This window comes from Candidatus Chlorohelix allophototropha (genome assembly GCF_030389965.1).
Lineage (GTDB): Bacteria > Chloroflexota > Chloroflexia > Chloroheliales > Chloroheliaceae > Chlorohelix > Chlorohelix allophototropha.
This window is the reverse complement of sequence record NZ_CP128399.1, coordinates 2,112,076-2,137,884: the sequence shown is the minus strand read 5'-3', so window position 1 is coordinate 2,137,884 and position 25,809 is coordinate 2,112,076. Positions and strand designations below refer to the sequence as shown.

The 25,809-nt window shown below is 47.5% G+C and carries 17 protein-coding genes and 1 pseudogene; 7 read left to right on the top strand and 11 right to left on the bottom strand.

Features of this window, described 5'->3' with window-relative positions:
- Positions 1 to 92: 92 nt before the first annotated feature.
- From OZ401_RS09440 to OZ401_RS09425, 4 genes are all read right to left on the bottom strand, one after another.
- Positions 93 to 1,316, bottom strand: a complete 1,224-nt coding sequence (locus tag OZ401_RS09440; protein WP_341467977.1) for a 6-phosphofructokinase — start codon at positions 1,314 to 1,316, stop codon at positions 93 to 95.
- The gene (locus tag OZ401_RS09435) at positions 1,300 to 2,325 is read right to left on the bottom strand and encodes a hypothetical protein (RefSeq protein ID WP_341467976.1); all 1,026 of its coding nucleotides are present in this window, start codon (positions 2,323 to 2,325) and stop codon (positions 1,300 to 1,302) included. The genes OZ401_RS09440 and OZ401_RS09435 overlap by 17 nt, the downstream gene beginning before the upstream one ends.
- 66 nt (positions 2,326 to 2,391) lie before the next feature.
- The gene (locus tag OZ401_RS09430; RefSeq protein ID WP_341467975.1) at positions 2,392 to 4,113 is read right to left on the bottom strand and encodes a carbon-nitrogen hydrolase family protein; all 1,722 of its coding nucleotides are present in this window, start codon (positions 4,111 to 4,113) and stop codon (positions 2,392 to 2,394) included.
- A 150-nt stretch (positions 4,114 to 4,263) separates the two neighbouring features.
- Positions 4,264 to 4,776, bottom strand: coding sequence for an adenine phosphoribosyltransferase (locus OZ401_RS09425; protein ID WP_341467974.1), 513 nt, complete (start codon positions 4,774 to 4,776; stop codon positions 4,264 to 4,266).
- A 188-nt stretch (positions 4,777 to 4,964) separates the two neighbouring features.
- Between OZ401_RS09425 and OZ401_RS09420 the strand changes: the two genes are divergently transcribed.
- The gene (locus tag OZ401_RS09420; RefSeq protein ID WP_341467973.1) at positions 4,965 to 6,059 is read left to right on the top strand and encodes an acyl-CoA dehydrogenase family protein; all 1,095 of its coding nucleotides are present in this window, start codon (positions 4,965 to 4,967) and stop codon (positions 6,057 to 6,059) included.
- An 18-nt stretch (positions 6,060 to 6,077) separates the two neighbouring features.
- Positions 6,078 to 7,346, top strand: coding sequence for an acyl-CoA dehydrogenase family protein (locus tag OZ401_RS09415; protein ID WP_341467972.1), 1,269 nt, complete (start codon positions 6,078 to 6,080; stop codon positions 7,344 to 7,346).
- A 67-nt stretch (positions 7,347 to 7,413) separates the two neighbouring features.
- Here the strand turns inward: OZ401_RS09415 and OZ401_RS09410 are convergent, their stop codons facing one another.
- Together OZ401_RS09410 and OZ401_RS09405 are read right to left on the bottom strand one after the other, a co-directional pair.
- Complete coding sequence (locus tag OZ401_RS09410) at positions 7,414 to 9,246, bottom strand: WD40 repeat domain-containing protein (protein WP_341467971.1); 1,833 nt, start codon at positions 9,244 to 9,246, stop codon at positions 7,414 to 7,416.
- Positions 9,247 to 9,289: 43 nt separating this feature from the next.
- Positions 9,290 to 11,632 (bottom strand): RelA/SpoT family protein, encoded by a 2,343-nt coding sequence (locus OZ401_RS09405; RefSeq protein WP_341467970.1) that lies wholly within the window; start codon positions 11,630 to 11,632, stop codon positions 9,290 to 9,292.
- Between the two features lie 322 nt (positions 11,633 to 11,954).
- Between OZ401_RS09405 and OZ401_RS09400 the strand changes: the two genes are divergently transcribed.
- From OZ401_RS09400 to OZ401_RS09385, 4 genes are all read left to right on the top strand, one after another.
- The gene (locus tag OZ401_RS09400) at positions 11,955 to 12,737 is read left to right on the top strand and encodes a uracil-DNA glycosylase (RefSeq protein ID WP_341467969.1); all 783 of its coding nucleotides are present in this window, start codon (positions 11,955 to 11,957) and stop codon (positions 12,735 to 12,737) included.
- An 18-nt stretch (positions 12,738 to 12,755) separates the two neighbouring features.
- Complete coding sequence (locus OZ401_RS09395) at positions 12,756 to 13,424, top strand: hypothetical protein (RefSeq protein WP_341467968.1); 669 nt, start codon at positions 12,756 to 12,758, stop codon at positions 13,422 to 13,424.
- A 118-nt stretch (positions 13,425 to 13,542) separates the two neighbouring features.
- Complete coding sequence (locus OZ401_RS09390) at positions 13,543 to 15,210, top strand: ribonuclease J (RefSeq protein WP_486599297.1); 1,668 nt, start codon at positions 13,543 to 13,545, stop codon at positions 15,208 to 15,210.
- Positions 15,211 to 15,214: 4 nt separating this feature from the next.
- Complete coding sequence (locus OZ401_RS09385; RefSeq protein ID WP_341467966.1) at positions 15,215 to 15,523, top strand: hypothetical protein; 309 nt, start codon at positions 15,215 to 15,217, stop codon at positions 15,521 to 15,523.
- 138 nt (positions 15,524 to 15,661) lie between these two features.
- On the opposite strand, the gene OZ401_RS09380 is transcribed toward OZ401_RS09385, so the two are convergent.
- The 5 genes and pseudogenes from OZ401_RS09380 to OZ401_RS09355 all read right to left on the bottom strand — a co-directional run bounded on the left by OZ401_RS09380 (position 15,662) and on the right by OZ401_RS09355 (position 22,661).
- Complete coding sequence (locus tag OZ401_RS09380) at positions 15,662 to 17,092, bottom strand: B12-binding domain-containing radical SAM protein (RefSeq protein ID WP_341467965.1); 1,431 nt, start codon at positions 17,090 to 17,092, stop codon at positions 15,662 to 15,664.
- Between the two features lie 169 nt (positions 17,093 to 17,261).
- Positions 17,262 to 18,518 (bottom strand): glycosyltransferase family 2 protein, encoded by a 1,257-nt coding sequence (locus OZ401_RS09375; protein ID WP_341467964.1) that lies wholly within the window; start codon positions 18,516 to 18,518, stop codon positions 17,262 to 17,264.
- Between the two features lie 14 nt (positions 18,519 to 18,532).
- On the bottom strand, positions 18,533 to 19,771 hold the full coding sequence (locus OZ401_RS09370) for a glycosyltransferase family 4 protein (protein ID WP_341467963.1): 1,239 nt from the start codon (positions 19,769 to 19,771) through the stop codon (positions 18,533 to 18,535).
- A 112-nt stretch (positions 19,772 to 19,883) separates the two neighbouring features.
- Positions 19,884 to 20,978, bottom strand: a complete 1,095-nt coding sequence (locus tag OZ401_RS09365; RefSeq protein WP_341467962.1) for a hypothetical protein — start codon at positions 20,976 to 20,978, stop codon at positions 19,884 to 19,886.
- A 508-nt stretch (positions 20,979 to 21,486) separates the two neighbouring features.
- Positions 21,487 to 22,661, bottom strand: a pseudogene (locus OZ401_RS09355) (IS256 family transposase).
- 248 nt (positions 22,662 to 22,909) lie between these two features.
- Between OZ401_RS09355 and OZ401_RS09350 the strand changes: the two are divergent.
- The gene (locus OZ401_RS09350) at positions 22,910 to 25,759 is read left to right on the top strand and encodes a Tn3 family transposase (protein WP_486599296.1); all 2,850 of its coding nucleotides are present in this window, start codon (positions 22,910 to 22,912) and stop codon (positions 25,757 to 25,759) included.
- Positions 25,760 to 25,809 lie beyond the last annotated feature (50 nt).

Below are 25,809 nucleotides of genomic sequence, written 5' to 3'. Positions count from 1 at the left end.
GATAACCTCCTGATAACTCTAAATGTCTGGAAGCAGCCGAATAAATAAAGGCGAGCCTTATGACTCGCCCTAATCCAAATTTTGAAGCTTTTCTACTTCTTCGCCACAAGGCGAGTTTTATCGAAGTGGAAATAGTCCGGTATGGCGCTACCGATTAGCGGTTTCGCATAATCAAGAAAAGCCTGAGTAACATTATTGCCCGCGCTATTAATATAATCGGCAGGCATTTTGCGCTCGCTATGCGCGATATTCAAAAGAGGAGTTGTCCCGGTTGTTATTGCATATTCCTCGTTTGGCGCATTTACTCGCTGGATAGTAACCATCAAGTCAGAGTGTTCCGAAAGAGCCAAGCGCACCCCTTCAGCCCCTACCAACCAAGCTTCTTCTAAGTCAACCTCGCTCACACAGTTCATACTCATGCGCTGAAGTGTGCCGGGCTTATCAAAACGGCTGGTTAACCCTAGTTCCTTCATCACCAACCCGGTCAGGTAACTGGCAGGACCCTGATAATAACGATGCCCAAAACTATCCACGAAGTAAGGCTCGCCCCTACCCGACAAAGGCTTACCGTGCTGGTCCTTGACCGTTTCACCGATTACCGCCACGCAATAGCCGTATAACGCATAGGTGCGTTTTACGTCCCGCAGAAAATCATCAGGGTTTAGGCCACGTTCGGGGGTATAAATCAGATGCGGCGGGTCATTCTCATTCACCCTTGCCATAGCCGCGCTGGCAGCCACCCACCCGGCGTTGCGACCCATCACTTCAAGCACCTTGACCGGATGTACTACTGCCGCAGCCGCAGTATCTATCGAGGTGTCGCGTGTTGCTTGGGTAATGTAGCGGGCAATACTTCCGTAGCCGGGGCAATGATCCATATCAGGCAGGTCATTATCAATGGTTTTGGGGATGCCGATTGCATAAAGATCATAACCTTGCGCTTTCGCCAGTGAGGCAAGGCGATGGCAAGTATCGGCGCTATCATTGCCACCGATATAAATGAAATAGCGGATATTGTGTTTCTGCAAAATCTTCAATACCCGTTCGGCTTCCGCTTCGCCCAATTTTAAGCGGCACATCCCTAACGCCGCAGCAGGAGTGCGTTTGAGATGTTCAAGCACGGCAGGAGTGCCTGCTTGCATACGCAGGTCAACAATGCGGTCGTTCAATAAACCCTGCACACCTTCGAGCATGCCATAGATTTCGCCGACTTTGTCGTTTTTTAGAGCTTCACTGAGCGCGCCTGCCAAGCTGCTATTTATTACAGCGGTAGCGCCACCCGATTGCCCGATTAGCAAGTTACCCTTTTTGCTCATTTAAGCTTTGCGCCTCTTGAATGTTATATATAGCCTGATTAATTTCCGATTGCAACTCTAGGTCATCACCCGATTCCAAGCCTTTTAAAGCTATTAACGCTTCGTCACCGGGATAAATTATTTCTCCTAACCGATGAATTGCCACTCTACGGGCATCCCGATCTGGAGATTTAATTTCATCTAACAAGAAATTACGATATAGGTTCAGGTAATGATTCTCAAAAAGCGGGACACGTCCACAGATTTCACGCAATGCCTCGCGGTCTTGCACTTCCTGTGGTATTAAATAATGCCATAGGTTGCGACCCTTATAAAAAGCGTCCTCTACAAAACCAGCCCACTCATCTGCCACCAATTCAAGGTATAACCGCAAGCAGTTTTCCTTGCCAATGGCAACTCTCCCGGTTTTCATAGCAATGATTGCAGTAGCCATCCAGCCCACTGCTGCCACCATTTCTTTGATACTATGCACATGTTCGCCATCTGGCAAGATTAGTTCGCGCTGAGCATAGCCATAAAATTCCTCAGCCGGATTTACCGCCTCAAGCGGATAGCGCAAAAATTGGGGAACACCACGCCAGAATAACATGCGACTGATCGGGGTATGCGCCGCCCAATGTACATATTTTTCGGTGGATATTTCTGGAATTGTATCCCGAATATCTTCACCGTAGATAAAGTGTCCTCCCAATTTTATAAAATAGTTAACCTTTTCTTGCAAGGTGCTTTCACCTTGAGGATGCACATCTATGAATATTTGAGCAAGCAAAGAAAGTTGCATGCTTATATCTCTAACTAGGTCACGCTCCTGCGAAGTCAAAACCCCTTTGAATATTAGCTCTATATCTAGGTCGCTGGTTTCAACCTGGCTGCCATCAGCGTAACTTCCGGTAAGGTAATAACTCAAGATTCTGCCGGGAAAAACAATTTCCAGCAAACCGACCACCCCACCCAAAATATTATCAATCCGGCGGTTACCGGTAGTAGAAGCTAATTCTATCTCAATCATCTTCGAGCATCTCCTGGTTCTAGTATTCAGAAGTCAATCGGGCATAAGGCTTAAAGCCCTTACCGCTTATTCCGGATTCTTTTCTGATGTCCCGGAGTTCTCATCCTCTACCAACATATGATAAGCGTCAGGCATACGATTGTAAACTGCATCCGTACCGGGTGCGCTTAATTTGTTGCGGCTCAAGCCTAACATAAGTTGTGCGCTGACCGCCATCGCAGTATCGGGCAAGGCAGGGGCAATTACCGCGCCGGATGGGTCGGCAATTAGCGATGAACCGATCAGGCTATTTCCAGACAAATCTTTAAGCGTTTCCAAGGGAGTAGCCGCCAGCACATATACCCTGTTTTCAGAAGCGCGCGAACGTACCAACTGTGCCAAGCTGAAATCGGTAGTAGGCAAAACAGCGCGGGTTGGATATAAAATCACGTCCGCCCCTTTGAGCATCAAGCACCGCGCTACTTCCGGACCATAGCCATCTGCGCCTAGCATTACCCCAATACGTGCCTCGCTACCGTTCAGCTTGATAACAGCACCAATCTCGGTGGCAGGTGTCCAGTAACCCTCATCCTGTGCGGTAAAATGGGTTTGCCGCCACATACCGAGTTCTATTCCATTCTGAAATAGACGCGCCGTCTTGTAGCGGCGAATACCCTCGTGTTCAACGGCAGTCGCCAGTATAGCCACGCCGCTCAGTTTGCTGAGAATACGATAAAAAGGAAAGACCAAATCGCCGCGCTGTGCCGCTTCATCGGCAAAACCGGGCGCAATATCGGGCAATACCACCAAATCAGACGATTCACGGGTCAGTTGCTTCAGCAGGGTACGCGCAACTTCGCCCATCTCCTCGGTGCTGGTAAAAGAGCGATATTGCGCTACGGTTGCCCGAATATGGGCGTGGTGTGGCACAATTGCTTCTTGCAAAATAAAATGGATGGGCTGATTTTCAATAGGTTTTACTAGATCGTGATAAAGGCTTGGGTAACGTGGGGCAGAAGGCAAGGGGCGAGGCTTCAACTCGATTTCGGCAAAAACAATTTCTTCTTTATAGGATGAACCTACCGCTACTTTCTTACCTTCAGGGCTGATAATGCTGCTGCGTCCGGCGTAAAGCACCGTGCCGCGTTCTAAACCTACCTTGTCCGAAGCCACGCACCAAACGCCATTTTCAAAAGCGCGGGTTGCCAACATAAAATCGGCTTGGGGGTTGGTAAGAGCCTGGCGGTCTGTGCCGTAAGTCACCCACGCCGTTGGGTCAACGATGATTTGTGCGCCTTGCAACGCCAATATACGGCTGATTTCGGGCTGCCGTCCATCGGCACAGACAATCATTCCAATACGCCCGATTTCCGTATCAAACACCGGATAACTTGTGCCGGGGCAAAACCATTTGCTATCGAAGTGCCATAACAGGCTCTTGGCAGTCCGCCCGATTACATCCCCAGCAGGTGAAATCAGTACCGCTTCATTATATAGAAGCAACTTGCCTTCCGGGTCTTCGGTGGGAGTGGCAAGACCCACTATGATATGGCAATTATGTTGACGCGCTTTCTCAGCAAAGTGAGGAAGCGGGTCGCCGGGATAATGTGTCTTGAATTCTTTCTCATTACCCAACACATAGGCGGGATAGGTACATTCGGGGGTAACAATCAGGTCGGGCTGATATTCGGCGGCGGCGCGGTCAATCAAAGCCAAAGCGCGTTGCAATGCCTCATTCGCCCGTGGGAGGTCGAGCGCTTCCAGTTGCAGGCTCGCTACTCGTAGTTTTCGCAGGTTATTTTCCGACATCAAGGATTACTCTTATGATTCTTTGAAATAATGTATATAGCAGCTTATAAGTCTTGCTATTTTTGCAAGAGTTTTGAAGGTAAGCAAAACAAGTGTAACAGAAAAGAGCAAAGGGAGTTTTAAAGAACCCTTTGCTCTTAAATTCGGCTTCTAATACTCTACCAGCGACTTAACCTCAAAACGGCTTAACTTCTCACGCCCATTGAGGAATCTTAGCTCTATCAGGAAAGTCATACCCTGCACTTTCCCGCCCAACTTCTCTACCAGATTGGCAGCAGCTGTTACCGTACCGCCCGTAGCTAGCAAATCGTCCACGATTAAAACATTCTGACCCGGCTTGATGGCATCCTCATGAATTTCAATCTTGTTGGTGCCATACTCAAGGTCGTATTCCTCGAAGATAGTGCTGTAAGGCAACTTCCCAACCTTACGAATGGGTACAAAACCTGCGCCCAATCTATCGGCAAGAGGCGCACCAAAGATAAAACCGCGTGATTCAATTCCGACTACCAAATCAACTGGTTGCCCTTTGAATAAACCCGCCATCTGATCAAAAGCGAACGTCATCGCTTCGTGGTTTTGCAGCAGTGGCGTAATATCCTTAAAAAGGATACCCGGCTTGGGAAAATCTGGCACATCGCGAATCCAGTCCCTTAAATCCACGTCTCATTCTCCTTCGCTAAAAAACGGAGCAGTAGCGCCCCCATCTAACACTACCGTATTGCCTGCACGTTTATCTTATCACAAGTAATTGTAATTGACACCTTCGGCTCAATCCACTATTCTCAGGTAACGCCGAGCAGTGGTGCTCGGTTCAAAAAGACCCTATAAAACCAAATTGGAGAGTAAGAATGATTTCCTTTGCGCCAACTGAAGAGCAACAGGCGGTTATTGATACTATCCGCCGCTTTTCCCGCGACAAGGTAAGCCGGGCGCGCCATGATGCAGACGAAAATAACGCTTTTACACCCGCGCTGGTACAAGAAGGCTGGCGGCTCGGTATAGTAGGCGGCTGGCTGCCCGAAGAATTTGGCGGTTTGGGTGAGCCACATTCGGCAATTAGCGCCGCTATTTACGCTGAGGAATTGGCTTACGGTGACCTTGCGCTGGCATTGCAGGTGCTTGCCCCCGCGTTGTTTGGCTTGCCGGTATTCAAATTCGGCAGCGATGCCCAAAAAGCGCGCTGGTTGCCCCTTTTGGGCGAAGACAAACAACCCGCCCTTACCGCGGCTTTTACCGAAAACGGCTGGAGTTTTGACCCTAATAGTATGAAAACCACCGCTCGCCGTGAGGGTGATGAATATATATTGGACGGCGTAAAGGTACGGGTTGCAAACGCAGAAGGGGCAGATGCCATTCTAGTTTATGCCAATGAAAACGGCGCAACCCAAGCGTTTATCATAGAAAAAGGCACAGAGGGTTTGCAGATAAGCCAGCGCGAATCGCTGATGGGCTTGCGCGCCTTGCCCACTTACAGCGTTACCTTGAAAGGTTGTCGCGTTCCGGCAACAGCACGTCTCGGTGAGGATAGCGGGTGCGACATTTGCCACTTGCTAAACGTTTCCCGCGTGACGGTGGCGGGCTTGGGCGTGGGAGTAGCCCGCATAGCCCTTGAGCATGCCCTTGAATACGCCAAACAACGTCAGGCTTTCGGCAAATTTATCGCCCAGTTCCAAAGCATCGCCTTTATGTTGGCGGAAATGCAAATGGAAGTTGACTCGGCGCGACTGATGACATGGGAAGCGGCTTGGAATCTGGATAAAGGCAACGAAGCTACCCGCGAATGTGTGTTAGGCTTGAACTATGCTAACGATACGGTTATGACGGTGGCAGACCGAGCAGTTCAGATTTGGGGCGGACACGGCTACATCCGTGAGAATCCGGTTGAACAGCTTTTACGCAACGCGCGCGCTTTTGCCAGCCTTACCGGCGCGGCAATGCTGTAGAAAGAAAGAGGCAAAACGATGATTGATTTTGAAATTCCAGCCTCTTTAGGCAAACAGTTACAAATTCTAGAGCAGGTGGCGTTAAACGTAATGCGTCCTGCTTCCCGCCATTTTGATGTGCATGAGCATGATCGCCCGTGGGATTATATCAAGCTGATGTGGGATGGTGGCAATAACGCCGGGTATCGGGGACGTGCCGGAAGCGGCGATTTGCTCTCCATGTCGGGTGGCGAAGGTGGCGAAAAGGTCAGCGGTCCGAAAATCCGCAACCTCGCGCTGATGTACACCGTGGAGATGCTCTCCTACGGCGATTGCGGTTTATACCTCTCCACTGCCGGAGGCGCGTTAGGGGCAGCCGCCGTAGAAGCAGCCGGAACCCCCGAACAGCGCGAACGCTTCCTCACCCGTTTCAAAGGGGGCGAACCCAAGTGGGGCGCAATGGCAATGACCGAGCCGCAAGCCGGAAGCGATACCGCCAATATCCGCACCACCGCCAAACTGACCGAAGACGGTAAGGAATGGATTCTCAACGGTGAAAAGATTTTCGTCACCAACGGTTTGATGGCAGCGCAGGAATCGCCCGGAATCGTGGTGGTGTGGGCTACTATTGCCCCCGGTACGGGTCGCGCCGGGATGCGCGCTTTCGTGGTAGAAGGCAACACTCCCGGTATGACGGTAGCGCGTTTGGAGAAAAAGCATGGGATTCGCGCCAGCGATACTGCCGCCCTCACCTTCGCCGATTGCCGCATCCCCTATGATAATATTATCGGTAGCCCCGAACTGGCAAAAGCAGAGGGTAAGGATAGCAAGGGTTTTGCAGGCGCAATGAAAACCTTTGATGCCACTCGCCCCTTGGTTGCCGCCAGCGCCATCGGAGTGGGACGCGCCGCGCTCGATTTCACTAAAGATTTCCTGTTCAAACAGGGGGTTACTATTCGCTACGATGCGCCCCCTAATGTACTGACGGCGGTTGAGCGCGATGTGATGCGGATGGAAGCGCAATTGCGGGCAGCGTGGTTGCTGACCATACGTGCCGCATGGCAAATGGATATCGGTATCTCCAATTCGCTGGAAGCCTCGATGTGCAAGGTGAAAGCGGGCGAAGCGGTAACGTGGGTTACGCAGAAAGCGGTGGAATTGCTAGGCGCAGAGGGCTACGACTGCAAACTTTTGGTCGAAAAGTGGATGCGTGACGGCAAGATTAACGACCTGTACGAAGGCACAGGACAGATTAACCGTCTGGTAGTGGCACGGCGCATGCTCGGTTATTCCAGCAAGGAATTATAGGCGATTTCAGGCAAGGGGTTTAAGCCCCTTGTCTTCACATTCTTACTACTCTAAGCGAATCCCTGATTCATACATCTGTTACTGATTTTTGAGAATCCACGGCTTTCCACTCCTGCCGCACTTTCTCAATATTCCAGATTAAAATGCGATTATCGGTGGCGCAAATCAGGCGTTTGAGATCGGGTGAGAAAATTACCCTAGTCTTTCGCCCGGTTATACCCAATTCCAGCAAAGCCGCCAAGCGAGGGGGATTAATCGCGCTGCCTTCCGGCATAATATCCCACAGCTTCAAAACCCCTTCCTCGTCAACCGCCGCGAGAACCCGATTATCGGGGCTAAAAGCGAGGTCGCGGATGGGACTAGCTCCAACCACAATATCAATATAATCGGCTGCTCTTAAATCCCAGATGCGTACTACTGAATACCATGTCTTACCGGAAGAATCGGTACTACCGGGCGGCAATTGCTGGAGAACAGGTGGGCGGCTATATTTGGAACGTTTCGAAGGTCGGCGAATCGCTTCTTCCAGAATCATTATACCGATAGCCATTTCAAACCCATCATGATTAAAAGCAAAGGTAGTCAGTTTTTCTACGCTTGTTTTTAATTCGGCAAACCAGCGCCAGCCGGTATAAACATTTTGTAGCAATACGCCTTTCTTAGCAATAGTTGCTATTTTTGTACCGTCAGGGCTAAAAATTAAACCCCAAATACCTTCTTCATTGCCAAATTGAGCATTGTGCCCGATGGGATACGAACGCAGTGGGCGGGTCTGGTCAGCGACTACATCCCAGAAAAAGATTTGCCCTGTGGCATCACACCACGCAAATTTTGTGCCTTCAGGGCTGATAGCTACGGGCGCAAACCCCCCGTTTCCCTTTAAGAATAGCTCACCTTCCGGCTTTAAAACTTTGACTGTATCATTTTGCCAGTCACCCAAATAAACCGCAGTGGGGGTAATCCAAGTAAATTTCCCTCCGCCCGCCGGCACAAGGAAAGCATAATTAAGGAGTGATTCGGGTACTTGCTGATTTCGGGTTATAAAAGACTGAGTTTTGCCGAGAGTGGTAGTTTGTACCTTATTGCTATGCCAATCCCAGAACTTGATTTCGGGCGGGAACAAAATCCCTTTTCTTCCACCTGCCTGAAAGTGTGGGACTGAGCCATCACTGGCGGCGAAAATAACTGAGGCATTAGCCGTAATACCCAAAGTAGTGACGTGCCAACCACCTTGCCCAATCAAGGTCTTTTCCAGAGCAGGACGACCACCTGCTTTTTCGTCATGGATAATAGAGAGTGAATCTGACTCAAACACCAGCGGCCCATGCAACCGACGTTCCGATTGTGACCTTGCCAAACCGCTAGAAAGCATTTTTACTCTAAATTGATTTATCCAGATAGCCCAATTCAAGAACCAAGGCGGTTTTTGATTGTTCGACTTATCAAACAGCAGAAGAAACGGCTCAAAACTATAAAGGGCTGCCAGCAGCAGATAAATACCAAATACCAATATGCCTACTGCTGTAATGAAACCCCACGCAAACATTAATTTCTCAAGAGTGGTTGAGAATACATAATATAGCACCACTCCCAAAGTGAAAAAGCTGAATAAAGAACCCAGCAAAAGGGTAATACCCATAACAACCGGAGCGGCGCTATCAACCCATTTTGGTGGGGTTTTGGGAAGTCTCAAGAATATTTTTATGGTAAACCGAAGCCCAAATACCATCAAACAGAGAAAAAAGAAACCGATGATAAAACCGGGCAATTTGAAATTCGGGGGTTCGGACAGGTTTATAAAGTACCCGGCTAGACCAAAATAAGCCCAAACAGGAACAGTAACCAGCCAAAGCACTGCTAACAAGAATTCGTCGAGACGTGGTCGGATTACTGAAGACATATAATAGTCCCGATATATTTAAATAAAGATGAAAGTAGATAGTTTAGCTTTTTGTACGACTGCTATTGGGCACGTCACGCCGCACCTCAAGCGCATCCTTTACACCCTGAAGTTTGTGAAACACCCGATAGAGTTGATCAACACTAGTAACATCCACATTGAAAAGGATGGTTATAATGCCACGCGAATTGGTCTGAAGCGTTCGAAAATCGCTCATGTTGATATTTTCGTCCGCTACAAGTACCGAAATATCTCGCAATAATCCTACTCTATCCATTGCTTCCATACGTATAGGCACGCGATAGTATTGAACGCTTTTATCTCCCCAGTTTACCCGCATCAGGCGACCCTGATCTTTCTCTGGAATGTGGAGAATATTCGAGCAATCCGAGCGATGTACTGAGATGCCTTTGGTCATGGTAACATAACCAACCACCTCATCACCGGGTACGGGATGGCAGCATTTAGCTAGGCTGGTAAGTAACCCATCCATCCCCGATACCTGCATATTAGCAGTTAGTACGGGCGCTTTGTCGTTACCGCTGGTAACGATGCTATTGGGTTGGGCAAACTCTGGCAGGCTCTGTTGGGTTTTCTTCTCTTCTAGCAAGCGGTTAGCTACAGCATTTATGGTTATACCGCCATAGCCGAGCGCAGCCAGAAAATCATCGGCTTTATCATATTTAGGGAAATGGCTGGCAACACTTTCAAAGCTGATGTTATCCAAGCCAAGCCTTTTAAGTTCGGTTTCAAGAATATCCCGACCGTGAGAGAGGTTATCTTCGCGCTCTTGCTTGCGGAACCACTGTTTAACTTTATCGCGTGCTCCCGCCGTTTTGATATAACCTAGCGCTTGATTCAACCAATCGCGACTCGGTCCCTTGCGATTCTTCACCTGAATGATTTTTACCACTTCGCCGTTTTGCAATTGGTAACTGAGCGGCACTAGGCGGTCGTTTACCCTTGCGCCACCGCAAGTATGTCCGATATCGGTATGAATCCGGTAGGCAAAATCAATCGGAGTTGCCCCGGCAGGTAAATCAATTATGTCGCCGCGAGGGGTAAATACATAAACTTGATCCTGAAATACATCAGACTTGAGGGTTTCAACAAAATCCATAGCATCCGAGTTATCGCCGGAATCCTCGCGCCAATCTATCAGACGGCGTAACCAAGCGATTTTTGCCTCAAACTCAACATCCCGTTTGCCGCCCTCTTTGTAGCGCCAATGTGCCGCGATACCGTATTCTGCCACTTCGTGCATCTGTTTAGTGCGTATTTGCACTTCCAGCGAACGCCCATCCAAAGCCAACACCGCCGTATGAAGCGATTGATACATACTCTCTTTGGGGTTGGCTATGTAATCGTCAAATTCGCCGGGTATCGGTCGCCAAAGCGTATGAATTACGCCAAGCGCGGCATAACAATCGCGCACATCCTCAACCATAATGCGAATTGCCAGCAAATCATAAATCTGGTCAAAAGCGCGACTCTTACGCATCATTTTTTTATAAATGCTGTAAATGTGCTTCGGTCTGCCCGTTACTTCCAGAACGTGGATACCCTGTTCTTCAAATGCCTTTTCAACCGTGTTTATAACTTTCTCAAGGTAGCTTTGCAGGGTCTCGCGCTGGTCATAAATAGCAAGAGTTATTTCTTGGTAATTATCAGGATGTAGATAGTAAAAGCAAAGGTCTTCCAGTTGCCATTTTATATTCCAAATACCAAGACGATTGGCGAGAGGAGCAAAGATTTCGAGGGTTTCGGTGGCAATCTTTATCTGTTTTTCGCGCGACTTGAACTTGAGAGTCTGCATATTGTGAAGGCGGTCTGCCAATTTTATCAGCACAACCCGCACATCGTCCACCATCGCCAGAAACATTTTACGCAGGTTCTCCGCCTGTTCCTGTTTCTCATGCATAGCCTTAGTGGTATGCTCAGTACCCGGATCCCATTTGATTTTCCCTAATTTGGTTACGCCGTCAACAAGCTTGGCAACCTTTTCGCCGAAAACATCATGAATTTGTTCGATGGTAACGTGGGTATCTTCGGGAACATCATGGAGAAGGGCAGCGATTACCGAATCGCGGTCAAGTTTCATTTCAGCAATGGTGGTAGCTGCTGCAATTGGGTGTATTACATAAGGCTCGCCACTGGCGCGATATTGTCCGGCATGAGCAGAAGCAGCAAAATGAATAGCCCGTTCTATAATTGCAAGGTCAGCCTCAGGTAAACTGGCTGAAACAGCCTCAATCAATTTAGTAGTATCGGGTATTTCTACAGTAGCTCCTGCAATCTTTTTTTCAGTTGAGCGCCCATTCTGCTCTACCTGCCGCTCAATAACGCCAGATTTTACAGTTGGAGCCGTTTTATCAGAATCATGCATCAGCTAAAATCCTTCCGCTTCAGCCGTATGTAACAGGGGAAGGCTCGGAGTAATTATCAATTAAAAGAAGCTCGGCGACAAACTATTAACTCTGCCGAGCAACTACCGTAATACTACCACCCTAAGTTCGGATGCGGCAAAAGAGGCAAATATCTGAATCCAGTACAAAACCGGAAAATGAATCCAATTAAAATTATATTCTCCACCTTGTGATATGTCAATTGCTTGCCGGGTTACTCCAAAATAGAGTATAATTTACTCGATAGTGAATATTACAATGCTAAAAATCTATAAGCTTCAATTCGGAGTTGACCACTAATAAATGTCGGCGGAGATACTGGCTAAAATAGCGGAGGAGGTGGCAGAATGTACCAAATGCCCTCTTTGCAAAGGACGCACTAAAACTGTTCCCGGCGAAGGAAGCCCCGAAGCAAAAATTATGTTTATTGGGGAAGCGCCCGGTTATCATGAAGATATTCAGGGCAAGCCTTTTGTTGGGCAATCCGGGCAATTGCTGGAAAAAATGCTTGTCGCGCTTGGTTATAGCCGTCAAGACGTGTTTATCGCCAATGTAGTTAAATGCCGCCCACCCGATAACCGTGATCCGCAGGATTCTGAAATAGCCGCTTGCAAAAGTTATCTTGATCGTCAGATTGCTGCCCTCAATCCTCGCTTAATCGTTACGCTCGGAAGATTTTCGATGCGCCGTTGGTTCCCCAACGAACGAATCAGCCAGATTCACGGCAAGCCTAAAGAAGATAACGGGCGTATTGTTATGCCGATGTTCCATCCTGCCGCAGCTCTGCGCGACCGTGACCGCACTTACAAAATGTTCAGAGAAGATGCCTATACCATTCCCGATTTGCTAAAAAGAGCAGAAGAATTAGCCCTTACCGAATTATGGGGGCAGACCTACACGCCTGTAGAAGAAGCCACTCCCGAAATATCGGTACAGATAGCAGAGCAGCGTTCCGAGTTGACCCCACCCAGCGTTAATACAGAACCTGTAGTGGATATTCCTAAAGAAGAAAAAGCCCCTAAAGCCGCTAAAACACGCAAAAAAAAACAGGATGAGCCACCCGCCGAGCAGTTAACCCTGTTCTGATTGAAACGAGTCAAAGTTATGAAGGTGTACAGGGTTTCAAACAAAGGGAAAGTGCGGGCTGGAATATTGCTGACCACAATTGGGATTCTTTTCTTGTACACTGCCCGAAAAGCGTTTGGTCTGTGGCAAAACTCACCTAAAAAAGATACCGACCTACTTCTCTTTGGTTTAAACCTGAATACCACCCTCCCGGCTTTATTATTGAGTCTTGTAGCGCTTGCCTGTATTCCGGTGTGCTGGTATTTGCTGGTAGAACTCTTTACCCATATTGAAGTTTCTGATAATGGCATTGGCATAACCGCGCCGGGTTATCGGATTTATTATCGCTGGTCTGAAGTCAGCAGAATCGATGTGCTAGAATCTATTCAGGAAGATTCGGTTGCCCGTCTCAGCATCAGCACTCACGATATTCCCGAAATAGCGTCTGAAGAAAACCACTCCGGTACATTTCTGAGTGAACCGGATCGCAATGCAAATCGTGAAGAACGCAAGCTATCCCGTCAGCGTCGCAAGCAAGGGTTGTCTCTTATTCAAACACGCGCTACCCATGCCGATGGGCGAGCGTTAAACCTTTGGACTAGAGTGCTATATCCGCAAGCACGCCGCCCCGACCAGATGCTGTTATACCCGGCTTTGGACGACCGGGCTAACCTTCTTGCCGAAATCAGGGGCTATCTCAAACAGTAATCAGGCAATTCAAGGCGATTGGGCCGCCATCTGAAAACTGTTTATTCTTGGAAATTGGAGGTTAGTGACCTCACATTGTTTTTTAACCCTTATTTATATATTTTGGAGGTACTTAAACATTTTGGATACAACTGATCGAATAAAAATTATTCCACTTGGCGGTGTCGGCGAAGTAGGGAAAAATATGACTGTCTTCGAATATGGAGACGATCTGATTATTGTGGACGTAGGTTTGGGATTTCCGAGCGAGGAAATGCATGGTATTGACCTCGTAATTCCTGATATTTCCTATCTCGATGATAAAAAGGAATATATCAGAGCGATCATTCTCACTCATGGTCACGAAGACCATATTGGAGCGTTAGCTTTCCTGCTTCCACAACTGGGGATAGAAATTCCAATCTACTGCACCACGCTTACCGCCGGGCTGGTCAAAGTAAAACTAAAAGAACGCAAATTAATTGAAACCGCTAACCTGCGTGTTATTAGCCCAGATGACAAAATTATAGCGGGAAGTTTTACGATTGAGCCGTACCGGGTAGCGCACAGCGTACCGGATGGCGTGGGTCTGGCTATTTCCACTGCGGCTGGAACGATTGTCCATACCGGAGATTTCAAATTTGATCAAACTCCGGTGGATGGCAGAATCACCGATTTCGGTAAAATCGCCGAGTTTGGACGGCGTGGGGTATTACTGTTGATGAGCGATTGCGTTCATGTAGAAAGCCCCGGCATCACGCCTAGCGAAGCCGCCGTAACCCAAACCTTCGATCAGATTTTCCGGGAAGCGGAAGGGCGCATAATCGTGGCTACCTTTGCCTCGCTTATCAGCCGTGTGCAGCAAGTGGTCGATGTAGCCTACCGATACGGACGAAAAGTAGTCGTAGTCGGGCGAAGTCTTGAGAATAACGTAGCAATGGGGCGTGAGTTAGGTTATTTAGATATTCCCGAAAACACCTTGATAAAAGCGGGCGAAGCTTCCAAATATGACCCGTCGCAATTGACCTTTGTGGTAACCGGTGCGCAAGGGGAACCAATGGCAGTTTTGAGTCGGATTGCCAATCGTGAGCACAAGACCTTGACCATTCAGCAGGGCGACATGGTTATAATTTCCGCCACTCCCATTCCGGGCAATGAAACGGCGGTTGGTAATTGCATTAACAATTTAATCCGGCAAGGGGCAGATGTAACTTATAGTACCATCCAGCGCGTCCATGTTTCCGGGCATGCCAGCCAAGAAGAACTCAAATTGATGATAAACTTGGTACGCCCCCGCTACTTGATGCCCATACATGGCGAACCACGCCATCTAGCGTTATATTCGAAACTGGCGCAAGAATTGGGCTATACCGTTGAAAATATCTTCATCGCCGAAAATGGCAAAGTGGTGGAAGTTGGTCCAAACTTTGGAGGAGTTACCGGCACTGTACCTTCAGGGGCAGTTTACATCGACGGCTCAAGCATTGGAGAAATCGGCGATATAGTTATCAAAGACCGAGGCTTACTGGCACGTGACGGGGTATTGATGGTGGTACTGGTTGCAGATCAAGAGTCCGGTTTGCTGGTAGGACCTGCCGATGTGGTGAGTCGGGGCTTTGTCTATGTGCGTGAAGCCGGAGAATTGATGGACTTCGTAAAGCAAAAAGTAGAGCAACGTTTCGGCGATGAAGACTTGCTGTCAGATCAAGCGGGCACTATACGCAAGGTTAAAGACTTTGTGGGAGATTTGCTCTATATGCAGACTAAACGACGCCCGGTTGTTTTGCCTGTTGTAATGAAAATCTAAGAAAATGCAAAATAATAACGAACCTTCCAAGCAACCGAACGCCGACAGGAAACCTCCCGGTTGGGCTAGAATTACAAGTTATATTCTGGTGGGATTGGCTTTATTCCTGACTCTAGTTTATGACCAACTAACCGAACAATTGGGTATTCCTTCCGGTGTGTTAGAAGTATCTGCCTTAACTTGCTTGGTGATTGGCGCGGTGCTTTTCCTCTTTGTGAAAGAGCGTCATCCTGTTGACCGGACGAATGCTTATAAAGAGATATTTCGTCGTGAACTGGAAGATATTAAAAAAGATGAGGATGAGCCAAAATAGGGTCGTCAAAACAGTGAACAGATTGCGCGCCTTCCCCCTTGAGAGGGTTAGGGGGTGAATCGTTACATTTATTGATAAATAAAAAGAGGATGGTACTGATATAACCCGACCATCCTCTTTTAATGCGCTTTATTGCGGTTAGTTATTTGACCAAAGTTGTTTGTTAAAAAGATTTGGCAAAGTGCGAAACATATATTTAGGGCGCGTATAGTACATGGTCATCATCCGGCGTTGCGCGAACTCTACCTCACTTGGCGACAGGTTATCTAGCTTCATCACGCTGTGATAAACATCGTAATGCTGCCAGTTCCGGTCGAAAATGCGATCCTGATAGAGTTCCCAATCGTCGGTGCCAATATAGGGAGTAAGAATATTAACCCAGAGCATTTCAGGGGCAAGCTCCATCAAATAACCGAAGTTGCGATTAATTGATTCATGGGTTTCTTGTGGTGTTCCCACAATCGTAGATGCCAAGCTAATAATATTGTGCTTCTTGAGATTCTTGACCGCTTCAAAGTTGTTGTCAACGGTGGCGCGTTTCCGATAAAGCGTCAGAGCGCTCTCATCCATGCTCTCCACCCCCAACAAAACCGCTTCGCAACCCGCTCTTGCCATCAGTTCAACCATATCGGGATGTTTCGCTATCGAGTCGCATGAACACTGGCAAGTCCAAGAAAACTTCATGTTCCGGCGCAAAACCTCCTCGCAAAACTCCATAGTCCGCTTGTAGTTGATGCTGAAAATGTCATCGGTAAAAAATATGGTATCAAAGCCGAGCTTCAAGGCTTGCTGAACCTCATGCAAGATACTATCGGGGCTACGATGCCGCCATTTCGCGCCGTAAACCGAAGTAACGATGCAAAAAGAGCATTCATAAGGACAACCGCGACTACCGGAAATCTGGAATTGCGGTTTGCCCAATTTACCAAAGCGGTTAAAACCTTTCTTGCGGTACAGTTCCATATTGTTCAAGATGCTGTGATCTGGCAAGGGCAAAGCGTCGAGGTCTTGAATCCAATGACCGGCAGGGTTGTTAACAACCACATCTTCTTTTTTGTTGTACCAACTTACGCCATTAATTGTGTGCGGGTCGCAGCCGTCTTTTTGAGACAGGGCATTCACCAAGTTAAGTATAGTTACATCCCCTTCACCGCGTACAATAAAATCCACCACCCCGGTTCGCAAGGTTTTTTCGGTATCAAAAGTCACATGATTTCCACCCATCACCACGATTTTGCCCATCTTTTTAGCAAGACGCGCAATGGCAATGGCATCATAATAGCGCACAGTATCGGTAGTGATACCCACAATATGCGCGCTGCGTGGAATCTGAAGCTTTTCACCGGATTTCACATCGTTAATCGTCACATGATGTCCGGCTTGCTTGAGAACTGTGGCAGGGTAGAGTAGCGCCAACGGAATGGTGTTGAAGGTGAGTAACTTGGCATAACTTTTATCTAGAGTAGGTACAGGCGGATTGATAAAATGTACATGTAAAGAACGAGCAGGTTTGCTTTCATCTAAAAGAGAAGCCAAAGGTAGGCTTGTATATTGAGAGTGCGTTTTCATATAACCTCCTTGAGGCAGATATTGCGTACAAGGTATTTATTTATGTAAAGTGGGATAAACAATGATCCTAGTTTCCACATCATATAATCCTATTTGTGAACAAGGGCATTGTCAGTAGCTATAACTACACTTGAATACTATTTAGTTCTTGTGTATTTGTAGGAAGAATCTAAAGAGGCTTTTCGATAAATACACGGTTTTTTAAGTCAAGCGGCATCTTAAGTCCGACCCAAACGCCTTTGAGATTAGCTTTTAAAGCGCGTAAACCTAAAGGTTGTTGCCTTTTTAGCAGGCGCAAAGTCAGGTAACTTACCGAATTCCACAGCAGCCCTAATAACAATAGCAAGCCCTTTAGCTCTCCTGCCCTTACGTACTTCATACACACTGCGCTACCGCTAAGTTGGTAGCCATCTATCAGCTTTGAAAGGTCTTCACCCGCGCGAAACCCGTCATGCCAGATAGTAGAGGCAGGTGATTGAAATACCAGAAAGCCGGTACGTACCGCTCTGAAAACTAGATCAAAATCATCGGAAGCGGGGATAGGAGTACCGGGACCGATCTGTTCATCAAACAACCCGGAAGCTTCAAACACTTCGCGACGAGCGATCATATTTGCGCCCATACCTGCGCCGCCCGGCTCTAATAAACGTTGAATGCCACAATAACGGGCGTGAGGCAGCAGAAAGTAAGGAATATGACCCAATTGGGGGTTATAGTCCGAAGGTAACACTTGCCCTACTAACATTCCCACTTCCGGGCGATTGCGGAAAATTGCTGCGATATTATTAAGCCAGTCTTTTTCAGGACGGCAATCATCATCAAATATCCCTATTATGGAGTAACGAGCAAGCGGATAAGCGGCGTTAAAGGCTCTACTCCTACCCTTACTTTCGAGCTTAAGGTAACGTACCCGGCTATCGGTGGAAAATTCCTGGAATACTAACTCTGAGTGATTATTATCGCTCTGGTCAACTACCAATAAATCAAGTTCGGGATATTCAGTCGCAAGGATTGAGGCAAGGCAAGTGCGCAGGAAAGCAGCGCGGTTGCGGGTGCAAAGTATAAGGCTGATACCCTGAGCAGAGTCTGAATTGCTCCTTGGAAGCGCCCTTGTATAGGTGCGAAAGGCTTCAATGGAACCTAGCCCTACCACCAACCCTCGATAATAACTAATCGTTTCGGTCAACCGGCGGGTTTTACCTGCCATTGCCATGAGCAAAAGCAAGGTAAAACGATATAGACTATTGAGGGATATAACTTTTAATAACAGAAAACGGAAAATAGGAGAATAGATATTAAAACTCTGACAGGTCTGCCAGAGTTTCGAGTTTTGAGAAGTAGCCGCCGCCAAATCCTCGCGTGCTAAGTTCAGCCCTTCCTCATATTTTCTTTTACAGCTATGCTTATAAGAGGCTAAAGCTACCAAAATTACCTGCGAATCTATAGCATAACCGCTTCTCGAAATAGTTCCGGATTCGTTCCGACTCGTGTATCCGCCACGTAAGTTGAGCCGATAACATGGGCAAGCACTCTATCCTTGAAATGCCCCACCGTCATTACTTCATTTACTACCAAATTAGCATTGCGTCCAATTTGTTTCGCCTTTTCGGGGTTTTCCATTAAATGAACGATAGACCTTCGCATTTCCTCAACTTCACCGGGGTTCACATAAAACCCGGTTTGTAAATCGCTGAGTTCATCCGAGGCAAACATACGAAGGAAGGTACTGATTGAAATCCGCTTGAAATCGCCTCTGCTATGGGAGCGTTTATCGTTTATTACATCCGATTGTCCAACGCTACGAGTAGAAATCACCGTTTTCCCCATCCCCATCGCTTCGAGAATAACAGTAATACCTGCAGCATGGTCAACATCGCGGGTAGGCACTACTACTAAGGCAGCGTTTGCATACAATTCGCGTAATTCGGTGTAATTATAGAATTTCACTTTAACATTGGGCGGCAACTCACCTTCCAAGCCTGCGCCGGTGGTGTTCGACCAGTGGCTACCAACTGCCAGTTTTAATTCAATATCAAGACCCTCAATCGCTTTGATTAGAGTACCGTAATCACGACATTCCAAACCGGCGCTGCAAATATAGGGCTTCTCAGGTACAGGTCGGCTACGATTCTCTTTTGCCAATTGCGTTTCGTAGGCTTGCTGGCTCCAAAATTCGGTATCGATTTGGTAAGGGATAAGTTGGATTTGTTTGGAGGCAAAGCCACAGCGAGCTATAGCGACAGTTTGCTGTGCTAAAGTATGTACAAAGACGGTATCAATTTGCTTCTGCACTTTCAAATAATCAAGAAAAACCGTCCGAGAGAAAGGAGTAAGCCAATGGGCAATGAATAAAAGTCTTTTTTTGCTTTTTGATAATTTGAAAAGGAAAGCAAGCGGTAACCCAATCGGTTCGCAGTCAGCATAGATAGTATCGTATTTCCGACTCTTCACAAAAGCCACCAATACCAGCGCCATCATATAACCCAGAAAGCGACGTACCAGCTTAGCCCACAGGATAGAATCAATTGTTTCTCTATCAATGTAATCAACATCAACATTTTCGGTTAACGCAATATAATCAGAATAAGGAATTGCGCCTCTGCCGTGTTTTTTAAGTTGCTGTTTACGTTCATTTACTTTAGCATTGAAAACCATCAATACGCGGTTTTGACGACTCATTTAAATTTATAACTCCTTTAGTTAGTGATTATCAACTTCGACTAACGTATTTTCACTTAATATTCTCAACCAAGTATGATCGGTATTGCGAAAAGCTTCCTTTTAGCTTCCCTTAAGGTTTTTTGGTAGTCGCCGGAACTGTTGTCGTTTTTGGCGCAGCCGTAGTAGTTGCCGAATTTCCCGCAGGGTTTGTCGTGGGTGCGGGTGTCGTTGTAACAACAACCCTGGTCGGTGCTGGTGTCGTTGAAGCTACTACAGTTGTAACAAGCTCAGTTGTGGCGACAGTAGCGCTTTCGGTAGTAGGCACAACCGTTGTCACAGTAGTCTGAACCGGCACAGGAGTTGCTGTTGGTTGGGCTACTTGTTGTGGAACCTGCGGCAATCCCTGATTAGGGGGTGGTGTAGGTGTAGCACGTTTAAGGTCACTGGTCTGTACTGTATAAACCAATAGCTTGGCGCTATTGGTAAGCATCTCTAAGCCCACCTGAGTAGCCCGTGCGATTACAGTAGCTTGTTGGGTTTTAGCCTGATTCAATTCCTGACCTATCGCAGTGCGGGTAGGCTGATTTTTAGCTCGGTTATCGGCATTGTTCAAATTTGAGATGTTAGACGCACCTACAGTTAAATCCCCAATGGAGACGTTTCTGGTTAATTCAAGATCGGTAGTAACTCTCAATTGGCTTGGTCCCTGCTCATTAACGATGGCAGCGATATAAATTACCAGCAAAATGATAAACAGAGCCAGCGCTATAAACCCTAAAGAAATCGGCTTAAGGAAAAAGCGAAGCGCCTGTCCAAAAAGATTCAAAAAAGAGTCAAAGCTAAACCCATGCTTTGAAACAACAAACTCTTTAACCACCATCGCCAGCGTGCAACGATCATTCCAATAGCGCAAAACTTCTGACTTGAAAGGAACTTCCTCATTATTTGCTCTTTTAATCTGCAATTCAGGAGCACGTGAGGGAAAACCATCGGCGCAAGAAAAGATTAAAAGATAATCCTCATACCCGGCAGGCTGAACTTCAAGTCGAAAAAACTCTTTCAGTTCTTCCTTTTCTACCAAACGGTGTCCATTTTTTTCAAGCTTGCTAATTTCACTTTTCAGGCGCAAACGTGAGGGAGTCGTTTCGTACCACCTGAAATGATTGGAGGAAGAAATCAAAGGTTCTTCGACAGTAATATAAGCTTTATTTTCTGTCCTATTCAATCTTCAAATTCCTACTTCTAGTATGTGCTCGATTAGCCCTAATTATCAATCGCCACCTGTATATACAGGAGAAAATCTATTGAGAATAGTATAATTTGTACGATTAATAAGGATGTGAAATAGCTTATATGCCAGATTACATATTTGAAATCTAAATGAGCTAACCGTTATTATTGGGCTTTCTGAAGTTTATGAACTTTAAGAAATTAATCCGTATATAGGTGAGATTTCCGAAGTGGAGTGAACCCTTTCAGACTAGACCACAAACTAAAAAGAAATGGGTAGAATAAAAGCAGATTAGTATGTGAAAGGACTGGAAGCAATGAAGGGAAGTAATTACTCATGTCCTTGACAAGGCTGTAAAATAAAAGGTATGAGAACAGAAGAAGAATTGCAACTAAGAACCGAAAATGCCGCTGTCAAAGCCCAAGTAGCCCTCCTTACTGAAAAGGTGGCTCGACTTGAGGGTATGTCAATAGTTTTGTGTAAATGGAATTGATTGCTGAATTCAAATAGTTACTCTTTGCTTAAAACAGATCGAAAGCTGGTTCAAAATACATGCCCAATTAGGTATCGGCATGGTCCAATCGCTGGTAATATCACAATTTGCCAGGTAAAATAACTTCCTTACTGACTCCGCGGAGGGAAAAGCCCCCTTGGTTTTGATCACTTTACCCAATTGGCGATGGTAGCCCTCGACGGAATTCGTGGTGTAGATCAGCCGCCGGATATCAGGTGGATAGGTGGACAGCTCCGCCCAATTGTTCTCCCAGCTCTTTACCGCAATGGCATACTTCCCACCCATTTATCGGTCAGATTTAGCAGGTTGAGTTCGGCTTCTTCCCGAGTAGCCGCCTTGTCAAGTCAGCCATAAAGGCTTTCTGATCCTTCCAGACCACATAGAGCAGGCTGGTGCGGATTTGATGAATAATGCAGCGCTGAACCTGGGCGTAGGGAAAGACCGCCTGGATCGCCTCACTGAAACCGCTTAGCCCGTCCACGCAAGCGATAAAAATATCCTCGACCCCACGCCCTTTCAGAGCACTGATCACTCCCAGCCAGAATTTAGCTCCTTCCCCAATGACCCAGAATATCGCGCCGCCCTTCCAGATCGACCCCCAACACATTGTAAACTGCCATATTCTCGACTTTGCCTTCCCGGCGCATTTTCACAAAGATGGTGTCCAGATAGATGATCGGGTAAATAGCTGCCAGTGGCCGGTTCTGCCAGGCTTCTACCATCGGCCAGATCATGGCGCTGATGGTAGCGGGCGAGATTTCCACCCCATACAGATCCTGTAAAGTCTCCTGCAAGTCTCGGGTAGAGAGCCCTTTGCCATACAGACCCAGGATCTTTTCTTCCAGTTCGTTGGTGTTATGACCGTACTTTTTGAGTAGGGTGGGTTCGAACTCGCCATTGCGATCCCTTGGCACCTGGATGGTGGTGCTACCGGCTGAGGAATTTAGCTGGCGAGTAACTTTGCCGTTTCGGCTATTACCACTATTACGACCTTTAGCCTCATATTTCTCATAACCCAACTGGTTGGTCAGTTCCGCCTCCAGCATTTGCTCCAGGGTGCGAGCGAACAGTTTGGCGAAAATCCCCTCCCGACCAAAGAAATCTTCGATGGAGCTAGCCTTGTCCAGTTCTTGCTGGACCACTTCTACTGATGGCAAATTGATGGGTTTTGCTGGATTTGCTGGTTTGTTGTTAGCCGCCACTGGTTTTCTCCTTAATAGCTGTTTTTATTTTCGGCTATCTTACCATCAGCTTTTTCCTTTTACACACGTTAGGATACACTCTCGATCAGAAACGATTGGATAAACTGATAGAAACAACACACCCTAATAGTCAGGCGGTTACTACCGCTCTTGTCAGTTAAGTCACTACTGTCCGATCTAGTTCTGTCTACTACACCGAAGCGGATCATATCCAAATCAAACAACATCGGGGTGATGAGAATAAGCTCGGCTGGGCTCTGCAACTGACGGCTTTACGCTACCTGGGCTTTTGTCCCAATGACTTGCAAACGGTTCCGGCTTCGATCGTCAGCTACCTGGCCGGACAAGTAGGAGTAGAGCCGCAGGTTTTAGCCAATTATGGGCAGCGTGATAAAACTCGCACCCAGCATACCCGCGAGGTGCAGGAATACCTGGGTTACCGAGAAGCCACCGAGAATGATTTGAAAGAATTGGCGGAATGGCTGCTCAAGCGGGCGCTGGAACATGACAGACCGATTACTCTCTTGGGTCTAGCAACCCAGAAACTCCACACCGCTAAAGTGGTTCGTCCAGGGATTACCCGTCTGGCGCAGTTGGTGGACAGCGCCAGAGAAAAAGCCACCCTCGAAACCTACCGACTACTGGCGCCTTTGCTCACCGAGGAACGCATTCTTTTTTTGGATGGTCTCCTCAAAGCCAATAAAGAGTTAGGCAGTTCCCGGCTGGAATGGTTACGGCAAGGCGCTACCGCCAACAGCAGCAAGTTCATTCTTGAGAACCTTACCAAACTGGATTTCCTGCGGGAGGCGGGCGTGGATACGTGGCAGCTTACCGGACTTAACCCCAACCGGCGCAAGTTTCTCACCCAAGTAGGTCGAAAATCCACCCCCTATTTATTGTCCAGGTTAAAAACTGAACGCCGCCTGCCCATTCTGCTGGCTTTCGTGGTTCAATCTTACGAGGACATCATCGATGAAACGCTGGATCTCTTCATTGGTTATTTGGAGGAAGCCAATTCCAGGGCCATCAACGATTTGGAAGAGTTCCGCCTGAATAAGGCCAGGGCCATGGACGAGAAGGTGCGTCATTTTCAGGCTCTTGGCAGTTTTGTGCTGAGCGAGGAAATTGTGGGCGACAAACTGCGCGAGTCTATTTTCCAGTATTTACCTCGAGCGGCACTGGAGGCAGCGGTAGAGGAATGCACCATGTTGGTGCGCCCAATCGACAATACCCACTATGATTTCCTGCTAAAGAGCTACAAGGCTATTCGTCATTTCTCACCCAGGTTTCTGGCAGCTTTCACTTTTCACTCGAACGTAGCCACTGCCCCGCTGTTGCAAGCCATAAAGACCCTGTGCCAATTCAATGCCTCTCGCAAAAAACACCTTTCCGATCACTCGACCCTCCCTTTTGTGCCTGGCAAATGGATGAACTATGTCCTGAACCCCAATGGCTCTATCAATAAAGAATATTATGAACTGGCCGTGTTATGGGAACTGCGGGCAGCGCTACGCTCGGCCAACGTCTGGGTGACAGGTAGTCGCCGCTATGCCACCCTCGAATCCTATCTTATTCCGCGCGAACAGTGGCCTGGTTTGCGACCGGAAGTGTGCCGCCAACTCGGTATTACTGAAGATGGGGCCAAACAATTAAACTTGCTTGCGGCGGAATTGGAAACGGCGATGACCAAATTGGAGCAGCGGCTAGGTAAAGAGGAGACCAAAGTTCGCATCGAAGAGGGAAAATTCGTGCTTAGCTCTTTGGAAGCGAGCGGATTACCTAAACGGGTCAGTGAGCTCCAGCACCAGATCAACCAAAGGTTGCCCTGGGTGGAACTGATTGCGCTGTTGATCGAGGTGGATAGTTGGACTAAATACAGCGATTGTTTTGTACACGCCAGTGGGCATGAACTCTGTGATGCCGAGGCTAAAGCCCATCTCTATATCGCTATCCTGACCCAGGCTTGCAATTTCAGTCTGGCGCGAATGGAAAAGGCTACAGATTTCACAGAAGAGCGTTTGGCTTATTACACCCATTGGTATTTAAGAGAAGAAACGTTGCGTCCCGCCATTACTAAATTGGTGAACTTCCAGCACCACCAGCCGCTCGCCCGCCATTGGGGCAACGGCACCCTTTCTTCCTCGGATGGCCAGCGCTTTCCAGTAGCCCTTTCTAATCGCAAAGCCAAGGCCTTACCAAAGTATTTCGGTTATGGCAAGGGGCTGCCTTTCTATACCTGGACCTCCGATGAAAACTCGCAGTATGGTAGTAAACCGACAGTCAGCACCGACCGGGATGCCCTTTATATCCTGGATGAAATTCTCAACAATGAAACAGAACTACCGCTCTACGAACATACATCTGATACAGCGGGCAGCACTCACATTATTTTTGCCTTGTTTTCACTGTTGGGACTACAGTTTTCGCCGCGCATTCGGGATATGGGTGAACAACGCTTGTACCGCTTAGGTCGCTTAAAAGAACACCCGGTGCTAAAACCCCTGATTAAAAACCTTTTAAAGCAGCGTGTGATTGTTAAGCATTATGATGAATTATTACGAATAACCGGGTCATTAAAGCTAGGTTATGTGACAGCTTCGCTTCTGATCAGTAAGCTGCAATCCCTGCCTCAGAAGAACGCGATGGCACAAGCCCTGGAAGAATATGGGAAGCTTGTGGAAACCATTTTTATCTTGCGCTATTATGAGAGCGAAGAATACCAGCACCGGATTGAGGCTCAGCTAAACAAGGGGGAAGGATTACACGCTCTCCGGGAAGTTATTTTCTTTGCCAATCGTGGACAGTTACGCAAGCGTCAATTAGAGGCCCAAGCCAACCAGGCCAGTTGCCTCAACCTAGTGACCAACGCGGTAGTAATCTGGAACACAGTGTATATGACTGAAATATTAGAGCAACTAAAAACAGGAAACCAACCTCCTGAAGAAGTCGACTATCCGCACCTTTCCCCTACTCGAAGCGAACATGTGAACCCTTACGGAAGGTACCAATTTAATATGGAAGAAGAGTTGGGGCGGACTAAATTGAGGGAATTACTGTAGATTGCGGTTGTCAAGACCTAATATTCCGGGCTAAAAATGCATCTGAATTT